Raw genomic sequence first — 18527 nt, 5'->3', positions numbered from 1 at the left:
TAGATTATATATATACATCCCCACTGCATACTATAGTCAATGACATATGTGGAGGGAAATATCGATGTCGACAATTTTGACAAATGTTTCTAAGTCTTATGATTCGGATAAAACAGTTTTGAATGATGTAACTGCAGAGATTCAAACAGGAGAATTTTTCGTGATCGTTGGTCCATCAGGTTGTGGAAAAAGTACTTTATTGCGAATGATTGCAGGTTTGACTTCTATCAGTGAAGGAGAGATTCATATTGACGGTCAACTGGTTAATGATTTACCACCCAAAGATCGTAATTTAACAATGGTTTTCCAAAGTTATGCGCTTTTCCCATTCTTAAGTGTTTGGGATAACGTGGCTTTTGGATTAAAAGCTCGCAAAAGTACTTCTCAATCGGAAATTGAAGAACGAGTCAATGAAGCTTTAAAGATGGTTAATCTGGAAGAGTTGAAAGACCGCAAGCCACGCGAATTATCAGGTGGTCAAAGACAACGTGTTGCTTTAGCTCGTGCAGTTGCTAGTGACGCTAAAATTTGTTTAATGGATGAACCTCTTTCTAACTTGGATGCTCAGTTAAGAATTAAAATGCGCCAAGAAATTTATGCACTTCAAAGAAAACTTGGTTTAACTTTGATCTATGTTACCCATGATCAAGTAGAAGCAATGACAATGGCTGATCACATCATGGTGTTGCACGATTCACAAGTTCAACAAATTGGCACGCCAACTGAGATTTACAAACATCCAGCTAATGAATTCGTGGCTAGTTTCTTTGGAGTACCACCAATCAATCTGTTGCCTGCTACTAAGATTAATGATCAAACTATCAAAGTTAACGATGATTTTGAAATGTCTATCAACCAACAAGTTCCTGAAAGCGAATTCCAAGTTGGAATTAGACCAAATGAATTGATGCTTGAAAAAGTCGATGAACTAACAGCCAATGCAACGGTTAAGAGTGTTGAATTCCTAGGTGATGAAAAAATTGTTTATGCGAAAATGGCACATAACGATCTTGAAATTGCAGCGATAGTTGCTAGTGACGCTGAATTCAAAGCTTACGATACTATTCTAGTTTCAGCTACAGAAAAGGTACTGCTATTTAATCATGAAGGCGTCAATATTACGCAAATGGAGGCCGTAGTCAATGCTTAAGACTTCTACGACTGACGTTGTTCCAGAAAAAAATGTCCAAGCAAAACAACGTCACGGTTTTCGTTTAACTGCTAAAGATAAATATTTTGCTTCAATCTTTTTGGGTCCATCAATTTTGATTTTGGGACTATTTGTTTTTTATCCAATGTTTAAAACTCTTTATATCAGTATGTTTTTAACTAATACCTTAGGTAAAACAACAGTTTACGTTGGTTTTCAAAACTATGCTAAATTAATTACCTCACCAGATTTCATCTCAAGTATGTGGGTCACCTTCATCTATGTGTTAGCAGTAACAGTTTTGACGATAGCTTTGGGATTATTATTGGCTAACTTGTCTAGTCAAAAATTACCCGGTATCAGTATTTTTAGAACGCTTTACTCAGTAACAATGGGTGTCTCCGTAGCCGTAGCTGCGATATTCTGGTTATTTATTTTTAATCCTTCAACTGGATTCTTTGCTTTATTGAGCAATTGGTTGAATTTGCCAGTGGTAAATTGGTTGACTAGTCCTACTAATGCTATGTGGGCAGTTATTATCACAACCGTTTGGATGCATTTAGGATTTACTTTCCTAATTTTATTAGGTGCCATTGAATCGGTTCCTAGTACTTTGTATGAAGCAGCTGATGTTGAAGGAGCATCCCCAAGATATCAATTTTTCCACATTACTATTCCTATGATTTCACCAACTTTATTCTTTGTTTCAACGATTACGATCATTGATGCATTTAAGAGTTTTGGCTTGATTGATTTGATTACTAAAGGTGGTCCTACTAATGCCACTAATATGTTAGTCTATCGAATTTACAAAGACGCCTTTTACAGTGGAAACTATGCTAAATCTAGTGCGGAAGCAATTATTTTGACAGTTATTATTGCTTTCTTCACCTTATTGCAATTCAAATTCTTAGAGAAAAAGGTGAACTACTAATGACACAAATTGATGAAAGAGCAGCTTTGAAAAAATTCCTTAACTACTTGTTGTTGATTGTTTTAGCAATAATAATTTTGGCACCATTTTTTATTGGAATTTGGACTAGTTTTTTGCCAACAATGGATATTGCTAAGGGAAATCTCTTCAGTACTAATATTTCCTTCGATAATTATGTAGCAGCTTTTACTAAGACACCAATCTTACGTTACTTATTGAATACGTTAGTAATTTCAACGATTACGATGATTGCTCAATTAATTTTCTGTTCAATGAGTGCTTATGCGTTTGTCTTTTTGAAATTCAAATATCGTAAGACTATCTTCACATTATTTTTAATCACGATGATGCTACCATTTGAAGCTGAAATCATTCCTAACTTTGCGACAGTTAAGCAAATGGGCTTGCTAGACAATTATGCAGTTTTGATCGTGCCATTTTTAACTTCTGCTTTTGGAACGTTCATGCTTCGTCAATCATTCATGCAAACACCGATTGAATTAAAGGAAGCTTCGGATATTGAAGGCTTGAACCATTTCCAATTTTATTGGAACATTGTTTTGCCTTATAACAAAATTAGCATGATAACTTTAGGAGCGTACAGTTTCTTAGGTTCATGGAATCAATATCTCTGGCCAATGTTGACAACATTCAGTAACAATTCTCGAATGATTCAAAATGGTTTGAAACAATTGCAATCTGAAGAAACTTTCAACGATTGGGGAATGATTCAAGCCAGTGCAGCGATTATTGTTATTCCAACTATCATCGTCTTATTTATTGGTCAACATTACTTCAAATCAGGGATGAATGAGGGGGCAGTTAAATAATGTCTAAGTATAAAAAATTAGTTATACCATTGATTGCTGTCTTAGGAATCTTGTTAGTTGCAGTTTTTGGACATAGCCTTTCTGTTAAGTCAGCTGATAATCATAATCGAATTCCGATTGTTTTTTGGCATGAAATGGGTGGACCTTCAGAAGATGCCTTGGAAAAAGTAGTCGACGGATTTAATAAGTCACAAACAAAGTACAAGGTTATTCCTAAGTATCAAGGTACTTACGATGAAGCTATTCAAAAGATTTTGCAAACACACAATACAAGTACTTCGCCAGCAGTTTTCCAAGCTTTTGATATTTCAACTGCTCAAATGCTTCACAGTGGTTATACGACACCAGTACAAAATTTCATTGATGAAGATAATTACGATGTAAGTAAGATCTCTTCAGTAGCTCGTGCTTTTTACGCCAATAAAGGTAAGCAACAAGCTATGCCATTTAACACTTCACAACCAGTTTTGTATTACAATGCTAGTTTATTGAAGAAGTACAACATCACACCACCACCAGTTTCGCCTTCATACAGCGATATCACTAGAGTTGCCAAAGAATTGTATGAAAAGTCACATCACAAGGTTAAAGGTATGACCGTTCAAGTTTACGGTTGGTTCTTAGAACAAGCTTTAGCCAATGCCAATGCTCAACTAGCTAACAACAATGATGGACATACTGGTAATCCAACTAAAGTTTCTATCAATAATCCCGATACAGTAGAATTTTTGGAATGGATCAGAGAAAATATTAAATCTGGTGATTTCATCGACTATGGTTCAGGTGCTAGTGCGGGTGCCAATCAGACTGCCGGCTTCTTGTCTGACAAAGTTGGAATCTTCATTCAATCGTCTGCAAGTATCGGTCAATTAACTAAGAACAACAAAAATGAATTAGGAATCACATACTTCCCACATCCCGACAACAAAAAAGCCAATGGTGTAGCTATCGGTGGGGCAGCACTTTGGATTTCTAATGATAAACCAAAAGACGTTCAACGTGGAGCTTTTGAATTCATCAAATATACTTTGAAACCAGAAGTTCAAGCGCAATGGCAAAAATCTACAGGATATTTAGCCTTGAATAAAGATTCACAAAAGACATCCATTCTAAAAGATCTTTATGCCAAAAATCCCGAATCCAAAGTACCAGGTCAACAACTAGCCACTGCCAAAGCTAATTATTCCAACTCCGGTATTTTGATGGAAGGAATGCAACTAACACGTCAACTCGAAGAAATAGCTATGGAAACAGTCTATAATGGTGGCAACATCAAGAAGGCATTGGATACCGCTGATAAGAATATCAACGATAATTTAACGCAATTAAATCGAGCTAACGGATACAACTAAAAAAGAACTTCATTGGAATGTATAAACACTCTAATGAGGTTCTTTTTGCATATTATTTAGAATATCTGCGTAAATTAAACAAATTGGGTGGCAAGGCTTGTAGGAAAGTAATTCCTAAAATTAACAAGGCTCCCATCAATTCTGCAAAACTAACTTTCGTATTCAACACAGTCACTGCTAAGACAGTTGCCGTCAATGGCTCAAAGGCACTTAACATGCCTGTAGTAGCTGGAGTTAAATAGTTGAGACTTTGTAAATAAAATAAATAAGAAAACATTGTACCACCAGTGACAATGAAGATAATACAAATAATAGCTGTCCAGTTTAATTGTGGAACATGGGTCAGATCAGCAAAGGGTGCGAAGACGATTCCACCAAGTAACATCGACCAACCAGTAACGATTCGTGCATCAAAACGTTTTAATAATTCACGAGGTAATAGGGTATAGGAGGCCTGACTGATTCCAGCTCCAACACCCCATAAAACTGCAGCCGGGGATAACATCAGTTGATTGAGATGTCCGTGTGTTACTAATAAGAATGTTCCTAAAATTGCTAAAACAATCGAAATCATGTCGACTCTTCGTGGCATTTGCAGCTTTCGCAAAGAAATATAAATAATGATGAATAATGGCCCTAAGAATTGTAAAACGGTAGCTGTTGGCGCATTGCCATATTTGATAGCCATGAAGTAAGTATATTGAGCTGGTAACATTCCCAGTAATCCAAAAGCTAATAATTGAAAAATATAACGCGGCTTTTTTAGAATGGCAAATAGTTCTTTAGAATCAATGAAGTAGCACCAAATGACTAGCATTAAACCAGCAAAAAGCAAACGAATGCCGACGATCCACTGGGTGGGGATGTTTTCTTGAGTGAATAAATATTGTGCGATACTGCCAGAAAATCCCCATAGAACTGGTCCGGTAATCGCGTAAAAGAAACCTTTTTGCTTATCAGTCATGATAATCCCCCTTGACATAGGTCTCATGCTAACACATTAAAAAATTATTCCAAGATGTCCAGTAAAAAAATATTAGTTCCTGTATAATTTTAATTATCAAAGTAGGGAAGGGGATTTGGAATGCTAAAAATTAAAGATATTCGAAAGAATTTTGGCGATTTAAAGGCTTTAGATGATGTTTCATTTGATGTCGATGATGGTCATATTTTGGGTCTGATTGGACAAAATGGTGCTGGTAAATCGACTACATTTCACAGTATTTTAAACTTTTTGCATTATCAAGGGACCATCACTTGGAATAATCAACCAATTACTGAAGATGTTTTCAATCAAATTGGTTATTTACCTGAAGAGCGTAGTTTAATGCCCAAATTAACTATCGAACAACAACTTATTTATTTGGCTCGTTTGAAGGGGAAAACTGCTAAAGAGATTCGCCCACAAATCGATATTTGGCTACAGAAATTTGCGGTTAAAGGGACTAAAAAAGATAAAATCAAAGACTTATCTAAAGGTAATCAACAAAAAGTACAGCTAATCTGTACTTTGATCCACCATCCCAAGTTGATTATTTTGGATGAACCATTCAGTGGACTTGATCCGGTTAATTCTGACCTCTTGAAAAAAGCTATTTTTGAAGCTAAGGAACAAGGAGCGGCGATAATTTTTTCTAGTCACGATATGGAAAATGTCGAAGAGCTTTGTGATAGTTTAGTGATGCTGAGAAATGGTCAAGTTGTTCTGAAAGGTACTGTTCGTAAGGTTCGTCAGGAATTCGGTCGTACGAGGATTTTTGTAACAACCGATTGGACTAAAGAACAACTTGAACAATTGCCACATGTGATCAAAGTTGAACCGCAAGAAGAAAAACGTTTCGTTTTAAGATTAGATGATGAAACAGCCGGCAAAGAGATTTTTGATGAATTAACTCACGGTCAATATATCGAAGAATTCAATCAGCAACCACCAACTTTGAACGAAATATTCCGTTTGAAAGCAGGTGCTAAGAATGAATAAATTATGGATCGTCACTTTAGAAACTTTTTGGAGACAAGTTAAGTCTTGGAGCTTTTTGACCTTGATTTTGGGACCATTTATTATGTTTGCCATTACTATTGGAGCTGGATACTTAGGCTATCAAAGTGGCGGTACGAGTTCGGAAATCGCTGTTATCAGTAACCAACCGCAGCTTCGTCAAAATTTTATCAAAGAAAACAAAGACGACGTTATGAAAAAAGTTACCGATGTCAAAACTGCTAAAAAGAAAATGAATGATAACAGTTTGGCTGGATACTTGCTTTTGAACATCGATAATCAAAAAGTTACTGCCAAGTACGTTGGAACTAGTTCATTGAATTCATCTTTGAAGACTAAGGTGAACAGCTATTTAGCTAAAACGCAGCAACAATTAAATTTGGCTAATGCTCAACTTTCACCAGCACAGATTCAATCTTTAGCTCAACAACCAAGTTTTAAAGAAACTGTTCAAAAGAAGACGGGAACAGCCAATACGGCGAAAACCATCTCATTTTGGATCACGATCATCATGGTCTACATGATTTTAAATACTTATACAAGTATCACTGCCCAAGAAATTGCTTCCGAAAAAGGTACAAAAATTATGGAAATCATTTTTTCCAGTACAACAGCTGTAAAATATTTCTTAGGTAAAGTTTTCGGTGTTTTATTAGTTATTCTGCTTCAAATTCTGATTTATCTTTTCGGAGGCTGGGGTGCTTATATCTTTGCCCAAAATTCAGATTTGACTAAAGATATCGTCGCTCAAAATCAGTCATTGATTACTTCTGTATTGAAGAATCTCTTAAGCATCAACTTAGTATACTTACTCTTAGGAGTGGTTATCTTTACAATTTTAGCAGCTTTCTCAGGTGCTTTAGTTGCCAAAGTCGAAGATGCGGCTAAGGCTGCCCAACCAGTAATCATGTTGAACTTGTTAGCCTTCTTCGTAACGTTCCCATTCCAAAATAATCTCGATTCAATTGTCGTAAAAATTCTATCCTACGTCCCATTCTTCTCTTCATACTTTATGCCGTTAAGGATCATCAACAACGATGCCGGCAGTATGGAAATCGTCATTTCACTAGTAGTCTTGATGGCAAGTTGTGTCTTGTTAGCTTGGTATATTGGTAAAATTTATCAAGGTTTGATGCTACAAACTGATGATTCAAGTTTTTGGAAGAGATTCACTCGCGGACTTTCTTACAGTAAATAACCAAAAAGGCAACCTACTAAACTAAATTAGTAGATTGCCTTTATTTATTATCTAGAAGAATAATGCGTAAGTTTTAACCGCTACGATAGCACCAAGGATTGGAGCTACAACCGGTACCCAACTGTACTTCCATTGGGAAGAACCTTTAGGATTTAAAGGTAATAGAGCATGCAAGATACGAGGACCTAAGTCACGAGCTGGGTTCAAAGCAGGACCAGTTGGGCCACCGAATGAAACAACCAAACACATAACCAAGAATCCAAGACCGATAAAGTCGGCACGAGGATCAATGTGGTCTGAAGTCAACGCTACAGCACCGAAGACCAAGATGAATGTTCCAATAAATTCGTTGATAAAACCGTTCAAACGACTGTTTTCAGCATCGATAGTTGAGAAAGTTCCCAAGATACTTTCAACGTTTTCTGTTTTGTTATAGTAAGGTTTGTAGGCTGCGACGATCAACATTTGACCAAAGATTGCACCTAAGAATTGAGCGATGATATATGGACCAACTTCAGCCCATGGGAATTCACCATTGAAAGCTAAACCTAAAGTCATGGCTGGATTGATTTGGCCACCTGAGATGGGACCGAACATCATAGCCGGTACCATAACACCGATACCATAACCGAATCCAATCAAAATCCACCCACCGTGGAATCCTTTTGTTCCTTTTAATTCAACGTTGGCAACTGAACCATTACCGAGGGCAACCATGATAGCTGTTCCGATAAATTCAGCGATACAACGTACTAACAACGTATAATGCATAATTAATACTACCCCTAAATTTAATTGATTTGGCCTATCAAGATTTTTGAAATTTAGTAAAACACGAATATTAAAATCCACTCAAAAATGGGTTAAATCATATAAATTCGCAATAATTTGTCTTTTATGAGTGAATCTGGTTCAAATTTCACATAAAAAAATTGCTCCAACAACACGGGGCAATAATTACTAACATAAATTTCAAAATAAATCAAATGGTAAGCAACGTTTAACATTGTATCATACATTCCGAATATTTTTAGTTATTTTCAGAAAAATCGAATAGTTTTTGCTCTATAATAGAAATAATTCTAAAAACGAGGTGGAATGATGAAAGTTCTCAGTTTAGTTAATTTAACAAAGAAACAAACAGAAAAAATCCAATCAATTTCTGGTGTAGATTTGAAAGTTATTTCTCCGAAAAAAGTTACTGCCCAAGATCTTGATGGAGTAGAAGTACTTTATGATTGGTCCAATGCTTTGAAAGACGCTGTTTTAAAGAGCAATACCTTGAACTGGATTCAAGTTGTCCGTGCTGGCGTCGACGCATTGCCTTTGCGCGAATTGAATGAAAAGGGTGTTATTTTAACTAACGGTTCTGGTGCTAATGCTATCAATATTGCCGAGCAAACTTTAGCTTATATGTTGATGTTCGTTCGTCGTATGAATTATACTGCACGACGCCAAGACGCTAGAGAATGGAAACACGAAGAAGGCTATGACGAAGTTTATAATAAGACCGTCATGATCGTCGGTGTTGGTCACATTGGTAAGATGGTTGCTCAATACGCTAAGGCACTAGGAATGAAGACAATCGGCGTTAGAAGAAGTGACAAACCGGTTGAAAATATTGACGAAATGATTCCAATGGAAGATATGAAAAAACGTATCAATGAAGTTCATTTTGTAGTCAATGCCTTACCTGGAACGGATGATACTGTGGGCTTGTTCAATCAAGAAGTTTTCCAATTAATGTCAAAGAAAGCTTATTACATCAATGTTGGTCGTGGTAAGACTACTAATATGGATGACTTGGTGACTGCCCTTCAAAATGGTGAAATTGCTGGAGCTGGACTTGATGTCACAACGCCTGAACCACTTCCAAGTACTAGTCCATTGTGGGATATGGAAAATGTCATTATCACGCCTCACGATGCTGGAGATAGTGTTCACTATGGCGAACGTGCTTTTAAGATTTTTAAACGCAATCTAAAATCGTATGTTGAAAATGGCGAAGTAGTTGAAAATGTCGTTAACTATTCAACGGGATATTAGTTGTATTCGTTTACAATAGAAAAGTGGTTTGAGAAAATCAGTAGATGTATTAAAATGTTACTAGATATATGAAAGGAAAAATGATGTTATCTAGTGACTATTTTATAGGCTTCATGTTGGTTTTCTTGTTTTGGCTCTTATTACTACTTTTGGAAATAATTTTAAACATGAGAAACACGATAATAGAATTATCTTTCTTTTCTGATGAAAAATTGAATACTTTAGATAAAAAACTCAATCAACGTTTTGGCATCAAGTTTCAGGGACCTTTTGAAATTTTGGAATTCTTAATAGTCGGATATATCGTCTATTCGATTTTGACTGACTTGAGGTTTCAAGGATTTCAAATAGACCAAGGTTCATTACAGCAGTTGATTTACTTATCAGTAATTGTAATTTCAATGATTATTGGAGATGCAATTTTAGTTGTAAAGGATTTCCATATTTATAAATTCGTCAAACGTACGGTTGATTTATCAAGAAAAAATTCAAATTAACAGTTAGATTCATATGGATTTGGCTGTTTTTTGTTTTTTCTATTTCGAGATGAGGTAATTAAACGTAAGGACTTCGTCAGATAATAAAATATAAAAAAGAAAGCTAGATAATTGTCTAACTCTCTTTTTCAGTAATATCTCTAAAAATATTAATGTCTAATTTGTCCATCACCTTGGACCAAATACTTAGTAGTTGTTAATTCGTTAGCGCCCATAGGACCTCTAGCGTGAAGTTTTTGAGTACTGATACCAATTTCAGCTCCGAAGCCGAATTGTTGGCCATCGGTAAATCTAGTTGAAGCATTGGTATAAACGACTGCGGCATCGATTTGCTTCATGAATTTACGACTAGCAGTGTAATTTTCAGTAATGATTGATTCACTGTGTTTAGTGTTGTATTTGTTGATGTGCTTGATAGCATCGTCAATTGAATCGACTACTTTGATAGCAATGATGTAGTCATCGTATTCAGTACCCCAATCTTCTTGGGTAGCGGGGACGATATCTGGTTCAATGGCTTTAGCTAGAACGTCACCACGGACTTCAACATTGTTAGCGCGTAAGGCATCGTAAAGATCAGGTAAAAATTCATTAGCGATGTCTTTGTGTAAAACAACTTTTTCAGCTGCGTTGCAGACAGAAGGGCGTTGAACTTTGGCATTGATGATAATTTTGAGTGCTTTTTCTAAGTCAGCGTCTTTATCAACGTAAATGTGACAATTGCCGGCACCAGTTTCAATGATAGGAACTTTGGCCTTGTTGACGACCATCTTGATAAATTTACCACTACCACGAGGAATTAAAACATCGATGTAGTCAGTTAATTCCATCATTTTTTGAGCTGTTTCGTGGCTAACGTCGTCGATCAATTGCACAGCATTAGGATTAATATCAGAATCCTTCAAGGCTTGGCGTAAAACTTCTGACAAGATAATATTAGAATTGATAGCTTCTTTACCACCACGTAAAATTACTGCGTTACCAGCTTTAAAACATAGTCCAGCCGCGTCGACAGTTACGTTAGGACGAGCTTCATAGATCATTCCGATAACACCTAAAGGAACCCGTTCCTGAGTAATGTCCAAACCAGTAGCAGTTTGCCAGCCACGATCGATTTTGCCGATTGGATCTTCAAGGTCCATTACTTGGCGCAAACCGTCAGACATGTCGTTGATTCGATCAGGAGTTAACAAAAGACGGTCGATCATGGCCTTTTTAATACCATTTTTCTTGGCATTTTCAACGTCTTCTTTATTAGCTTCGATAATTTTTTCCGTATTAACTACTAGAGCGTTGGCCATATTCAAAAGGGCAGTATTCTTTTTCTTAGTACCTAATTGTCCTAATTCAAAAGCAGCACTCTGAGCATTTTGACCCATTTGTTCAAGGTTCGTCATGAAATCACTCCTAAAACGCTTTTTTGATTTATCTTTAAGTATAGCATGTACAAAAAAATAGTGGACGGCTGCATCCACTATTTACGTCTAAGTATTAATTTAATTGTTGATTATGTTGCCGTCAACGTAGTAATAAAATTACTCCAAAAATGTGTGGCTGTCAACATAAATTAGTTTTAATTAAAATTTTTGATGATGTGATCAATCATTTCAATAAATAAACGTTGTTCTTCATCGCTCATATCAGCGGTAGCGTTTTGTTCAGCTTCTTGCCAAATTTCTTCAACTTGTTTAGCCAAAGCAGTTCCTTTAGGAGTCAAACTGACTAAGGTGATACGTTTATCTTTAGTGGATTTTTCAGTTCGGACTAAGCCACTTTTTAGCATTCGGCTGATAGATTTGGCAATAGTTGAGTGATCTACGCAAAGAGCGACTACCAGTTGATTTTGGGCAATGCGGTCTTCTTTTAATAATTCCAATAAAATCATGTCTTGCCCCGGATAAAGACCGAGCGGGCGCATTTTTTTAGTGACTAAATTTTTGTAGCAGTTGATCAAGCTGATAATGGCTTTTTCAATCGGAAAATTTTTTTCCATATATTTCTCCTTCTAGCCACTAACTTTTGAAAACAAAGTACCGACAGGATCTCCTGATAAGATGTTGAAGATGACGTTAGGATCTTTACCATTTGTGAGGACCATTTCTTGGTTGTGTTTCAAAATTAGTTCAGCAGCTTTGAGCTTCGTTGTCATGCCACCAGTTCCAAATTTTGTTCCATGACCACCAGCTGCGGCAATAATTGTCGGACTGATTTTTTGGATACTAGAAACTAGTTGAGCATCAGGAACTTTGAGTGGATTAGCTGAGTAGAATCCATCAATATCAGATAACATGATCAATAAATCAGCATCGACTAAATTAGCTACGATAGCTGAAAGTTGGTCGTTGTCACCAAATTTAGTGTGATGATCAAGTTCTGAGACTGTTACTGTATCATTTTCATTGACGATAGGGATAGTATTGTCCATCGACAACAATTCTTGGAAACTGTTCATCACGTTGGTGTGACTTTCTGGGTAGTCGATAATATCACGAGTGATCAACATTTGAGCGACAGACATACCGTATTCGTGAAATGCTTCGTTGTAAATTTGCATCAATTCAGCTTGACCGACAGCAGCTACAGCTTGTTGCTTAGAAATTTTGATTGGACGCTTGTCGATTCCTAAAACACCCATTCCCACACCAATGGCACCGGAAGAAACTAAGACGACATCTTTGCCATCTTTTTTCAAAGTACTTAAAACATGAGCTAGTTCTTTAATGACTTTTAAATTGATTTTGCTGTTTTGGCGAATCAAAGTACTAGTACCAATTTTAACAACGATTCGATCAGCAACGATATGACGCTTATTTTGCATTTATAATTCCCTCATAAAAAAAGATTTTGACCAAATAATTAATTTCCAATACTATTAAGATAAAACAAGAGCGAGAATAAGAAAAGGGTGTATTTCATGTACAAGATTTTAATTATGCTCCACGACGGTGACGATTATATACGAATGAACAAGGTTTACATCGAAAGTATGCCCGTTGCTGGCCAATATATCATCCATTCTGACGGTTTACCATACTATGTTGAAGAAGTTACCACCTTCGTCGGTTACGTCAGCAGTAAAGGTGCTATTGCCATTGTAGTAGTACATCCAGCTGATAAAGATGCTGAAGTCAATAAGTTGTACAGTGTTGATATTGCTAGAGATTTGGATGATCCTGAATATAATAAAAAGGATTAAAGATGGAGAAATTTATAGTTTAATTGGTGTTAAGATGCCGTCGTCCGTTCGGCCCTGGAAAATTGCTGGAACGTTGTGGGCACGATTTTGCGTCTTTGGGGCCATGCAAAAGCTCAAAATCGCGTCGGCTATGTTCCAGCCAGCCACAGGATTTTTGCGGACGACGGCATATTAAGTAATACACCAATAATGTTTAAACAAGTGAAAACGCTAACCCAAAATTGGTAAATTAAATTTAATGTATTTGAAAACAAATTACCTCTAAAAGCATATATCATGAATGTCGGTAGGATAGATAGAGATGGACAAAACAATTAACCCCCCTTTAGTTGTTTTGTCCCTTTTTTTCTCACAGCAAAAAAAATAAAGGCCTACCACTAGCCTTTACTTTTGCGAGAATTTTTTAAATCAGAGCCTACCACAAACCCTGATTTCTAAGCAGTTGAGAAGGAGTACTACTTTTCAAAAAGGATAACAATGAAAATATTGTTAGGTTAATACATCTCGCCTATATAACCAATTTAATTATAAGTCGAATATAAAAACTTTTCTACATCTAAGAAAAAATATTTTGAACAAAATAGCAATATTTTAAAAGTATAGTCCATTTCCATATAATATATTGTTGCATTTGTGAAATCGCGTGACACTGTTTAGTCATCATGTCATAATTTAATTATCAACAATTAGAGAAAAAATACTGATGGTATATAGAAAATTCAAATTGCTATAAGTATTTTATATAAAGTTGAAAACAAATCGTCAATGTAAGAGTGCATAATGAATGACGATGAATGAGAATAAAAAGAACAATTGCATATTAAGATATTCCAATAGAAGGGTGGTAACATATTGAAACAAGTCAAAGTTTCCAACGTTGAACGCGATAACTTTATTCGTTCCGTTGAAGAATCAGTTGGATCCTTCAATTTGGGCTCTGAGAGGTCGCTAATCAATTTGGTGTTTAAGCATTTGAAGTTGCTAGAATATAACGATAACTTGGAAACCGAATTGATCAACTTCCGCCGAGAGTTAATCGAATATGACATCAATACAGGTCACCGCAACAATCGTGACGTTGAAGAATTATTATTTAAAATTAAAAATAGAAATTTACCATATATCTAATATATAATGTAGGAATTTAATTTATTCCTGCATTTTTTTTTATAATCATGATGATAATATTATAAGTGAGGTGATAGCGTGGTAAAAATAAATCAATTTTTAATACAAGATGTTCCTGTTTTAGAAGTCGAACTAAAAGAGAACCTTCACAAGCCGTTGCCGCTAGTTATTTTTTATCATGGATGGCGCTCTAGTAAGGAATTAGTTTTGACCCAAGCTCGTAAATTAGCACAAAAAAATATCCGTGTCGTCTTGCCAGATGCTCTTAATCATGGGCAAAGACATACGGATATTTCTTCAATTCCTTCAATGACCTTTTGGAACAGTATTCAAGGCAATATTGCTGAATTCTCGTTGATTCGTGATTTTTATAACGATAAGAAGCTGATCAAAAATCAAAAAATCGGTGTCGGTGGATATTCAATGGGTGGCATGACGACCGGAGCTTTAATGACAGCACATCCAGAGATCAATGCAGCTTCAATCATCATGGGGACACCGAATTTATCTGCTTATGCCAAACTAGTTCGTGAAGATGCCAAGCAAAGAAATATTTACATACCAAAGGATTTTGATTTGTTAACGAGCTGGATCAAATACTATGATTTGAATCTCCAACCGGAAAAAATCAACAATCGTCCAATGTTATTTTGGCATGGGACTGATGATAAACGAATTCCTTATCAACAGTCACGAAAGTTCTTTGAAAAAATTCATCCAGAAAATTATGGTCAACAGACGGCCTTCATTACTGGATATAAAGCTGGTCATCTCGTTGAACCACGTTTGATGGATAAAATCGCTAATTTCTTTGAGTATTACTTGGAATAGCTTTGTATAAAATAAAGAAATTGATAATACCGATAACTAATAAAATAATAAAAGCGTGTTGAGTTCCGATAGCAGTGGAAACTTCGGTCGATAAGCTGTGATTATTTTGGCTTAAGGCAATGATGGCTGAGACGATTGATGTCCCAGTAGCACCGGCAAATTGTTGGAGGGTATTGAGAATTGCATTTCCGTCAGCTTGATTTTTGTCAGGTAGGAGACTTAAACCGTCGGTCATGATATTTCCTGAGCACATTCCCATACCACACATGTAAAGGATGTAGACCCAAACGATAACGGTCGTGTTTAAATTGCGACTCAAAAGTGTAAAGACTAGTAGTGAGATATCGGCGAGTATTACACCAAACAAAATAGGCAGACGTGCTCCGAATTTGTCTAGAATCTTACCACCTAATGGAGCAAAGATAGCACCGACCACACCAGCAGGCAAAACTGCCATTCCGGCAATCGTAGCATTTTGATTGTTCACTAATTGAATGTAGTTAGGCAAAATAAAGGCAAATCCTAGTGACAAAATTTGAAATAAAAAGAAACTCAAAACATGGCCGGAAAATTTAAGATTTTTCAAAATAGAAACATTGATCAACGGGTGATTGATTTTGTTAGACCGAACGACGAAGCCAAGCAATCCAAAAATTCCAATGATAAATGATAAAGCAATCAAGAGATTGAAATTACTCATATTACTGAAGCCGTAAATTAAACCGATAAAAGTAAAAATCAAATAAATTAAACTTAGTAAGTCGAATGCAGTTTCTTGTATTTGACTTTTTTGTTCGATATTTTTGACCCCTAATAAAAGTGAAATCACTAAAATTGGTACTAGAATTACAAAAATATAACGCCAACCTAAACTGTTAACGACTAGACCACCAAAAGTTGGCCCAATAGCAGGAGCCACAGCAGTAATCAAGGTACCGATTCCCATCATCAGACCAATTTTTGAGGTTGGCACATTTTCTAGGATAATATTGAACATTAAAGGTAAGGCAATCCCAGTTCCTAATCCTTGAATGATGCGTCCCAACAAAAGAATTGGAAATACTGGTGCAAGAGCGTCGATTACTAAACCAAGAATAAACAGTAAGTTAGCACATAAAAATAATGATTTGGTTTTAAAATTTTTCTTCAAAAATGATGATAAAGGAACGATAATAGCGACGACTAATAAATAAATAGTAGTCATCCATTGAACAGTTGAAGTCGTCACGTTGAATTCTTTCATCAAAGTGGGGAAGGAAATATTCATTGAAGTTTCAACGATTACTCCACAAAATGACATTAAACCAGTGGCAATGACTGCCAGAAGTACGTTAATAGGTATTTTTTGATCTTTCATAAATTAAACCTCCTGGGCATAATAGTGTAAAATTTTCTCGAATTGCTTTATTTCTGCTGCAGAGAAATTTGCCTCAAGAGTTTCTTGTTGCTTTTTCATATAGTTGTTGATGTCTTTTTCGAGTGCATGTGCTTTGTCAGTTAGAAAGACTGATCTTTGGCGAGCATCTTTTTTTGAAGGTTGACGGTAAATCAAATCCTTCTTTTCCATCCGTTGCAATAGAACGGTTGTCGTCGAACGTTGAATAAAAAATTCATTTTCGATGTCTCGTTGGAAAAGTTCTTTGTCACTGTTGCGGCTCAAATAATCAATGACCGACATTTGCATCCAAGTCATATCGTAGTTTTTGGCAAAATTATCAAAATTTTTAGTGATATGATTGGTCGCAATCTTCAGCAACATATTGGTGTATTTTTTTGACATATAATTTCCTTTCTATAATTCGTTAGATGACTAACGATTATATGCTAGTATAATTTTAAAAAATGTGCAATTTAATTTAACAAAAAATAGTTGTTGTCATATTATTACAATTATGAAAAGGAGTGATTCAATGGATGTAAGAGATCAATTTATTACTGAACACAAGAATGAGTTTGAAGAGATATTGAAGAAATTGATTACCTTGAAAAGTATCAGTGCCACTGGGGAAGGAATTGACGAAACAGTACAATTTTTGTGTAATTTGTTAACAAAACTATTAGGTGCAAAGGTTGAAATCATTCCCACAGCCGGTAATCCAGTTATTTTGGCTAATATTGCTGGCAAAGCAAGTAAGAACGTCTTGTTTTACGGTCATTATGACGTCATGACACCAGGAGATACGATTTATTGGGATTCGGATCCCTTTGAATTAACTAAATGTGATGGTCGTTTTTATGCTCGAGGAGTTGGTGACAATAAAGGACAGTTGTTGGCTCAGATCCTAGGGATGTACACTTATTTGCAAACGCATCACGAATTTCCTTTCAACGTTACTTTGTTTATCGAAGGGGAAGAAGAACAGGGCAGTATCAACCTTGAACCAACAGTCAAAAAAATTGCTACGACTAAATTACAACAAATCGATCAAGTCTTTGTAATGGATGGGGCATTCAACGCCGATGGAACTCACGTCTTGAGATTAGGCAATCGAGGCGTCTTCGCCTTTGAATTATTAACCACAACCGGTAGTCACGACAATCATTCAGGAAATTTAGGCAATATTATGGATAATCCATTCGTACAGCTGTTGAAATATTTGGGTAAGATTTACGATATCAAAACTGGAACTGTTAAATTACCGCATTTTTACGATGGGGTGGAAAAACCAACAGAACAAGAAAAAACTTGGATTCAACAATTGCCATATGATAAAGAGTCGATTTTGCAGCAATCTGGCATTAAGCACCTAGATTTTGACAAAGAAACTTACTATGAGAAGTTAATGTTTGAGCCTACCTTCAATTTCTTCAGCGTCAAATCAGGTTACATGGAAAAAGGTGTCAAAACTATCATTCCCCATCAAGCCAGTTTAAAAGTTGATTGTCGTTTAGTCGGCAAGCAGTCGATTTCAGCTATCAAACAAGACTTGGAAGCAACTTTTGACAAAGAAATAGCTTCAGGGGATCTGCAACTAAATTATTTGGGGAACATTCCACCAGAACATACAGAAGTTGATTTGGAAGAAGTTGAAAAAATCCAACAAGCTATCGTTAAAGCGACCGGCAAAGCTTATATCGAACCAGTGATGCCCGGAGGTGTACCTAATTACGTTTGGAAAGATAACTTGCACGTCCCAGTCTTCACGATTCCATACGCCAATTATGATGAGCACAATCATGATTTCAATGAGAATTTAACTGAAAAAGCTTTCTATGATGGGATCAAGATTAGTTATGAATTATTAGGATTGGGATAAGTTAAGGATGCCGTCGTCCGCAAAAATTCTGTGGCTGGCTAGATTTCAATTTCTATTTGGCAGATTGCAAGAAATAACCGAACACTTTTTAAAACTTAATATTTTCCAT

General features: G+C 36.0%; 19 protein-coding genes. 12 read left to right on the top strand and 7 right to left on the bottom strand.

What is annotated here, in order from left to right; translation table 11 throughout:
* The first annotated feature begins 64 nt into the window (after positions 1–64).
* The 4 genes from FC88_RS10115 to FC88_RS10100 are packed head-to-tail and all read left to right on the top strand — an operon-like array spanning position 65 to position 4266.
* Positions 65–1150: an ABC transporter ATP-binding protein gene (locus FC88_RS10115; RefSeq protein ID WP_057815246.1), complete on the top strand. Its 1086-nt coding sequence runs from the start codon at positions 65–67 to the stop codon at positions 1148–1150.
* Entirely contained in the window at positions 1143–2084 is a 942-nt protein-coding gene (locus FC88_RS10110) for a carbohydrate ABC transporter permease (protein WP_057815245.1), read from the top strand. The genes FC88_RS10115 and FC88_RS10110 overlap by 8 nt, the downstream gene beginning before the upstream one ends.
* The gene (locus tag FC88_RS10105) at positions 2084–2914 is read left to right on the top strand and encodes a carbohydrate ABC transporter permease (RefSeq protein WP_057815243.1); all 831 of its coding nucleotides are present in this window, start codon (positions 2084–2086) and stop codon (positions 2912–2914) included. The genes FC88_RS10110 and FC88_RS10105 overlap by 1 nt, the downstream gene beginning before the upstream one ends.
* Positions 2914–4266: an ABC transporter substrate-binding protein gene (locus FC88_RS10100; RefSeq protein ID WP_057815241.1), complete on the top strand. Its 1353-nt coding sequence runs from the start codon at positions 2914–2916 to the stop codon at positions 4264–4266. The genes FC88_RS10105 and FC88_RS10100 overlap by 1 nt, the downstream gene beginning before the upstream one ends.
* A gap of 52 nt (positions 4267–4318) precedes the next feature.
* Here the strand turns inward: FC88_RS10100 and FC88_RS10095 are convergent, their stop codons facing one another.
* Complete coding sequence (locus FC88_RS10095) at positions 4319–5230, bottom strand: DMT family transporter (protein ID WP_083484633.1); 912 nt, start codon at positions 5228–5230, stop codon at positions 4319–4321.
* Positions 5231–5350: 120 nt separating this feature from the next.
* On the opposite strand from FC88_RS10095, the gene FC88_RS10090 reads away from it, so the two are divergent.
* Complete coding sequence (locus tag FC88_RS10090; RefSeq protein WP_057815237.1) at positions 5351–6247, top strand: ABC transporter ATP-binding protein; 897 nt, start codon at positions 5351–5353, stop codon at positions 6245–6247.
* Positions 6240–7463 carry an ABC transporter permease gene (locus FC88_RS10085; protein ID WP_057815235.1) on the top strand — a complete coding sequence of 408 codons (1224 nt, stop codon included), beginning with the start codon at positions 6240–6242 and terminating at the stop codon, positions 7461–7463. The genes FC88_RS10090 and FC88_RS10085 overlap by 8 nt, the downstream gene beginning before the upstream one ends.
* A 51-nt stretch (positions 7464–7514) precedes the next feature.
* Here FC88_RS10085 and FC88_RS10080 read toward each other — a convergent pair whose 3' ends face one another.
* Positions 7515–8234 (bottom strand): MIP/aquaporin family protein, encoded by a 720-nt coding sequence (locus tag FC88_RS10080; protein ID WP_057815233.1) that lies wholly within the window; start codon positions 8232–8234, stop codon positions 7515–7517.
* A gap of 327 nt (positions 8235–8561) precedes the next feature.
* Between FC88_RS10080 and FC88_RS10075 the strand changes: the two genes are divergently transcribed.
* Entirely contained in the window at positions 8562–9509 is a 948-nt protein-coding gene (locus FC88_RS10075) for a D-2-hydroxyacid dehydrogenase (protein ID WP_235526930.1), read from the top strand.
* A 68-nt stretch (positions 9510–9577) separates the two neighbouring features.
* Positions 9578–10006, top strand: coding sequence for a hypothetical protein (locus FC88_RS10070; protein WP_149029785.1), 429 nt, complete (start codon positions 9578–9580; stop codon positions 10004–10006).
* 149 nt (positions 10007–10155) lie between these two features.
* Here FC88_RS10070 and FC88_RS10065 read toward each other — a convergent pair whose 3' ends face one another.
* From FC88_RS10065 to proB, 3 genes are all read right to left on the bottom strand, one after another.
* Positions 10156–11403, bottom strand: a complete 1248-nt coding sequence (locus tag FC88_RS10065; RefSeq protein WP_057815226.1) for a glutamate-5-semialdehyde dehydrogenase — start codon at positions 11401–11403, stop codon at positions 10156–10158.
* A gap of 176 nt (positions 11404–11579) precedes the next feature.
* Positions 11580–11999, bottom strand: a complete 420-nt coding sequence (locus FC88_RS10060) for a MarR family winged helix-turn-helix transcriptional regulator (protein WP_057815224.1) — start codon at positions 11997–11999, stop codon at positions 11580–11582.
* A gap of 12 nt (positions 12000–12011) precedes the next feature.
* Positions 12012–12824, bottom strand: a complete 813-nt coding sequence (gene proB, locus FC88_RS10055; RefSeq protein ID WP_057815222.1) for a glutamate 5-kinase — start codon at positions 12822–12824, stop codon at positions 12012–12014.
* 96 nt (positions 12825–12920) lie between these two features.
* On the opposite strand from proB, the gene FC88_RS10050 reads away from it, so the two are divergent.
* The 3 genes from FC88_RS10050 to FC88_RS10035 all read left to right on the top strand — a co-directional run bounded on the left by FC88_RS10050 (position 12921) and on the right by FC88_RS10035 (position 15161).
* Positions 12921–13202, top strand: coding sequence for a hypothetical protein (locus FC88_RS10050; protein WP_057815220.1), 282 nt, complete (start codon positions 12921–12923; stop codon positions 13200–13202).
* Between the two features lie 852 nt (positions 13203–14054).
* The gene (locus FC88_RS10040; protein ID WP_010021030.1) at positions 14055–14330 is read left to right on the top strand and encodes a hypothetical protein; all 276 of its coding nucleotides are present in this window, start codon (positions 14055–14057) and stop codon (positions 14328–14330) included.
* Between the two features lie 78 nt (positions 14331–14408).
* Complete coding sequence (locus FC88_RS10035) at positions 14409–15161, top strand: alpha/beta fold hydrolase (protein ID WP_057815216.1); 753 nt, start codon at positions 14409–14411, stop codon at positions 15159–15161.
* On the opposite strand, the gene FC88_RS10030 is transcribed toward FC88_RS10035, so the two are convergent.
* Together FC88_RS10030 and FC88_RS10025 are read right to left on the bottom strand one after the other, a co-directional pair.
* Positions 15133–16518 carry an MDR family MFS transporter gene (locus tag FC88_RS10030; RefSeq protein WP_057815214.1) on the bottom strand — a complete coding sequence of 462 codons (1386 nt, stop codon included), beginning with the start codon at positions 16516–16518 and terminating at the stop codon, positions 15133–15135. The genes FC88_RS10035 and FC88_RS10030 overlap by 29 nt on opposite strands.
* Positions 16519–16521: 3 nt before the next feature.
* Positions 16522–16941 carry a MarR family winged helix-turn-helix transcriptional regulator gene (locus tag FC88_RS10025; protein ID WP_057815212.1) on the bottom strand — a complete coding sequence of 140 codons (420 nt, stop codon included), beginning with the start codon at positions 16939–16941 and terminating at the stop codon, positions 16522–16524.
* Between the two features lie 130 nt (positions 16942–17071).
* Here FC88_RS10025 and FC88_RS10020 point away from each other — a divergent pair, with 130 nt between their 5' ends.
* Complete coding sequence (locus FC88_RS10020; protein WP_057815209.1) at positions 17072–18418, top strand: M20/M25/M40 family metallo-hydrolase; 1347 nt, start codon at positions 17072–17074, stop codon at positions 18416–18418.
* Positions 18419–18527 lie beyond the last annotated feature (109 nt).

Origin of the sequence: Companilactobacillus futsaii JCM 17355 (assembly GCF_001435505.1) — a bacterium.
Lineage (GTDB): Bacteria > Bacillota > Bacilli > Lactobacillales > Lactobacillaceae > Companilactobacillus > Companilactobacillus futsaii.
This window is presented reverse-complemented; position numbering and strand designations above follow the sequence as displayed.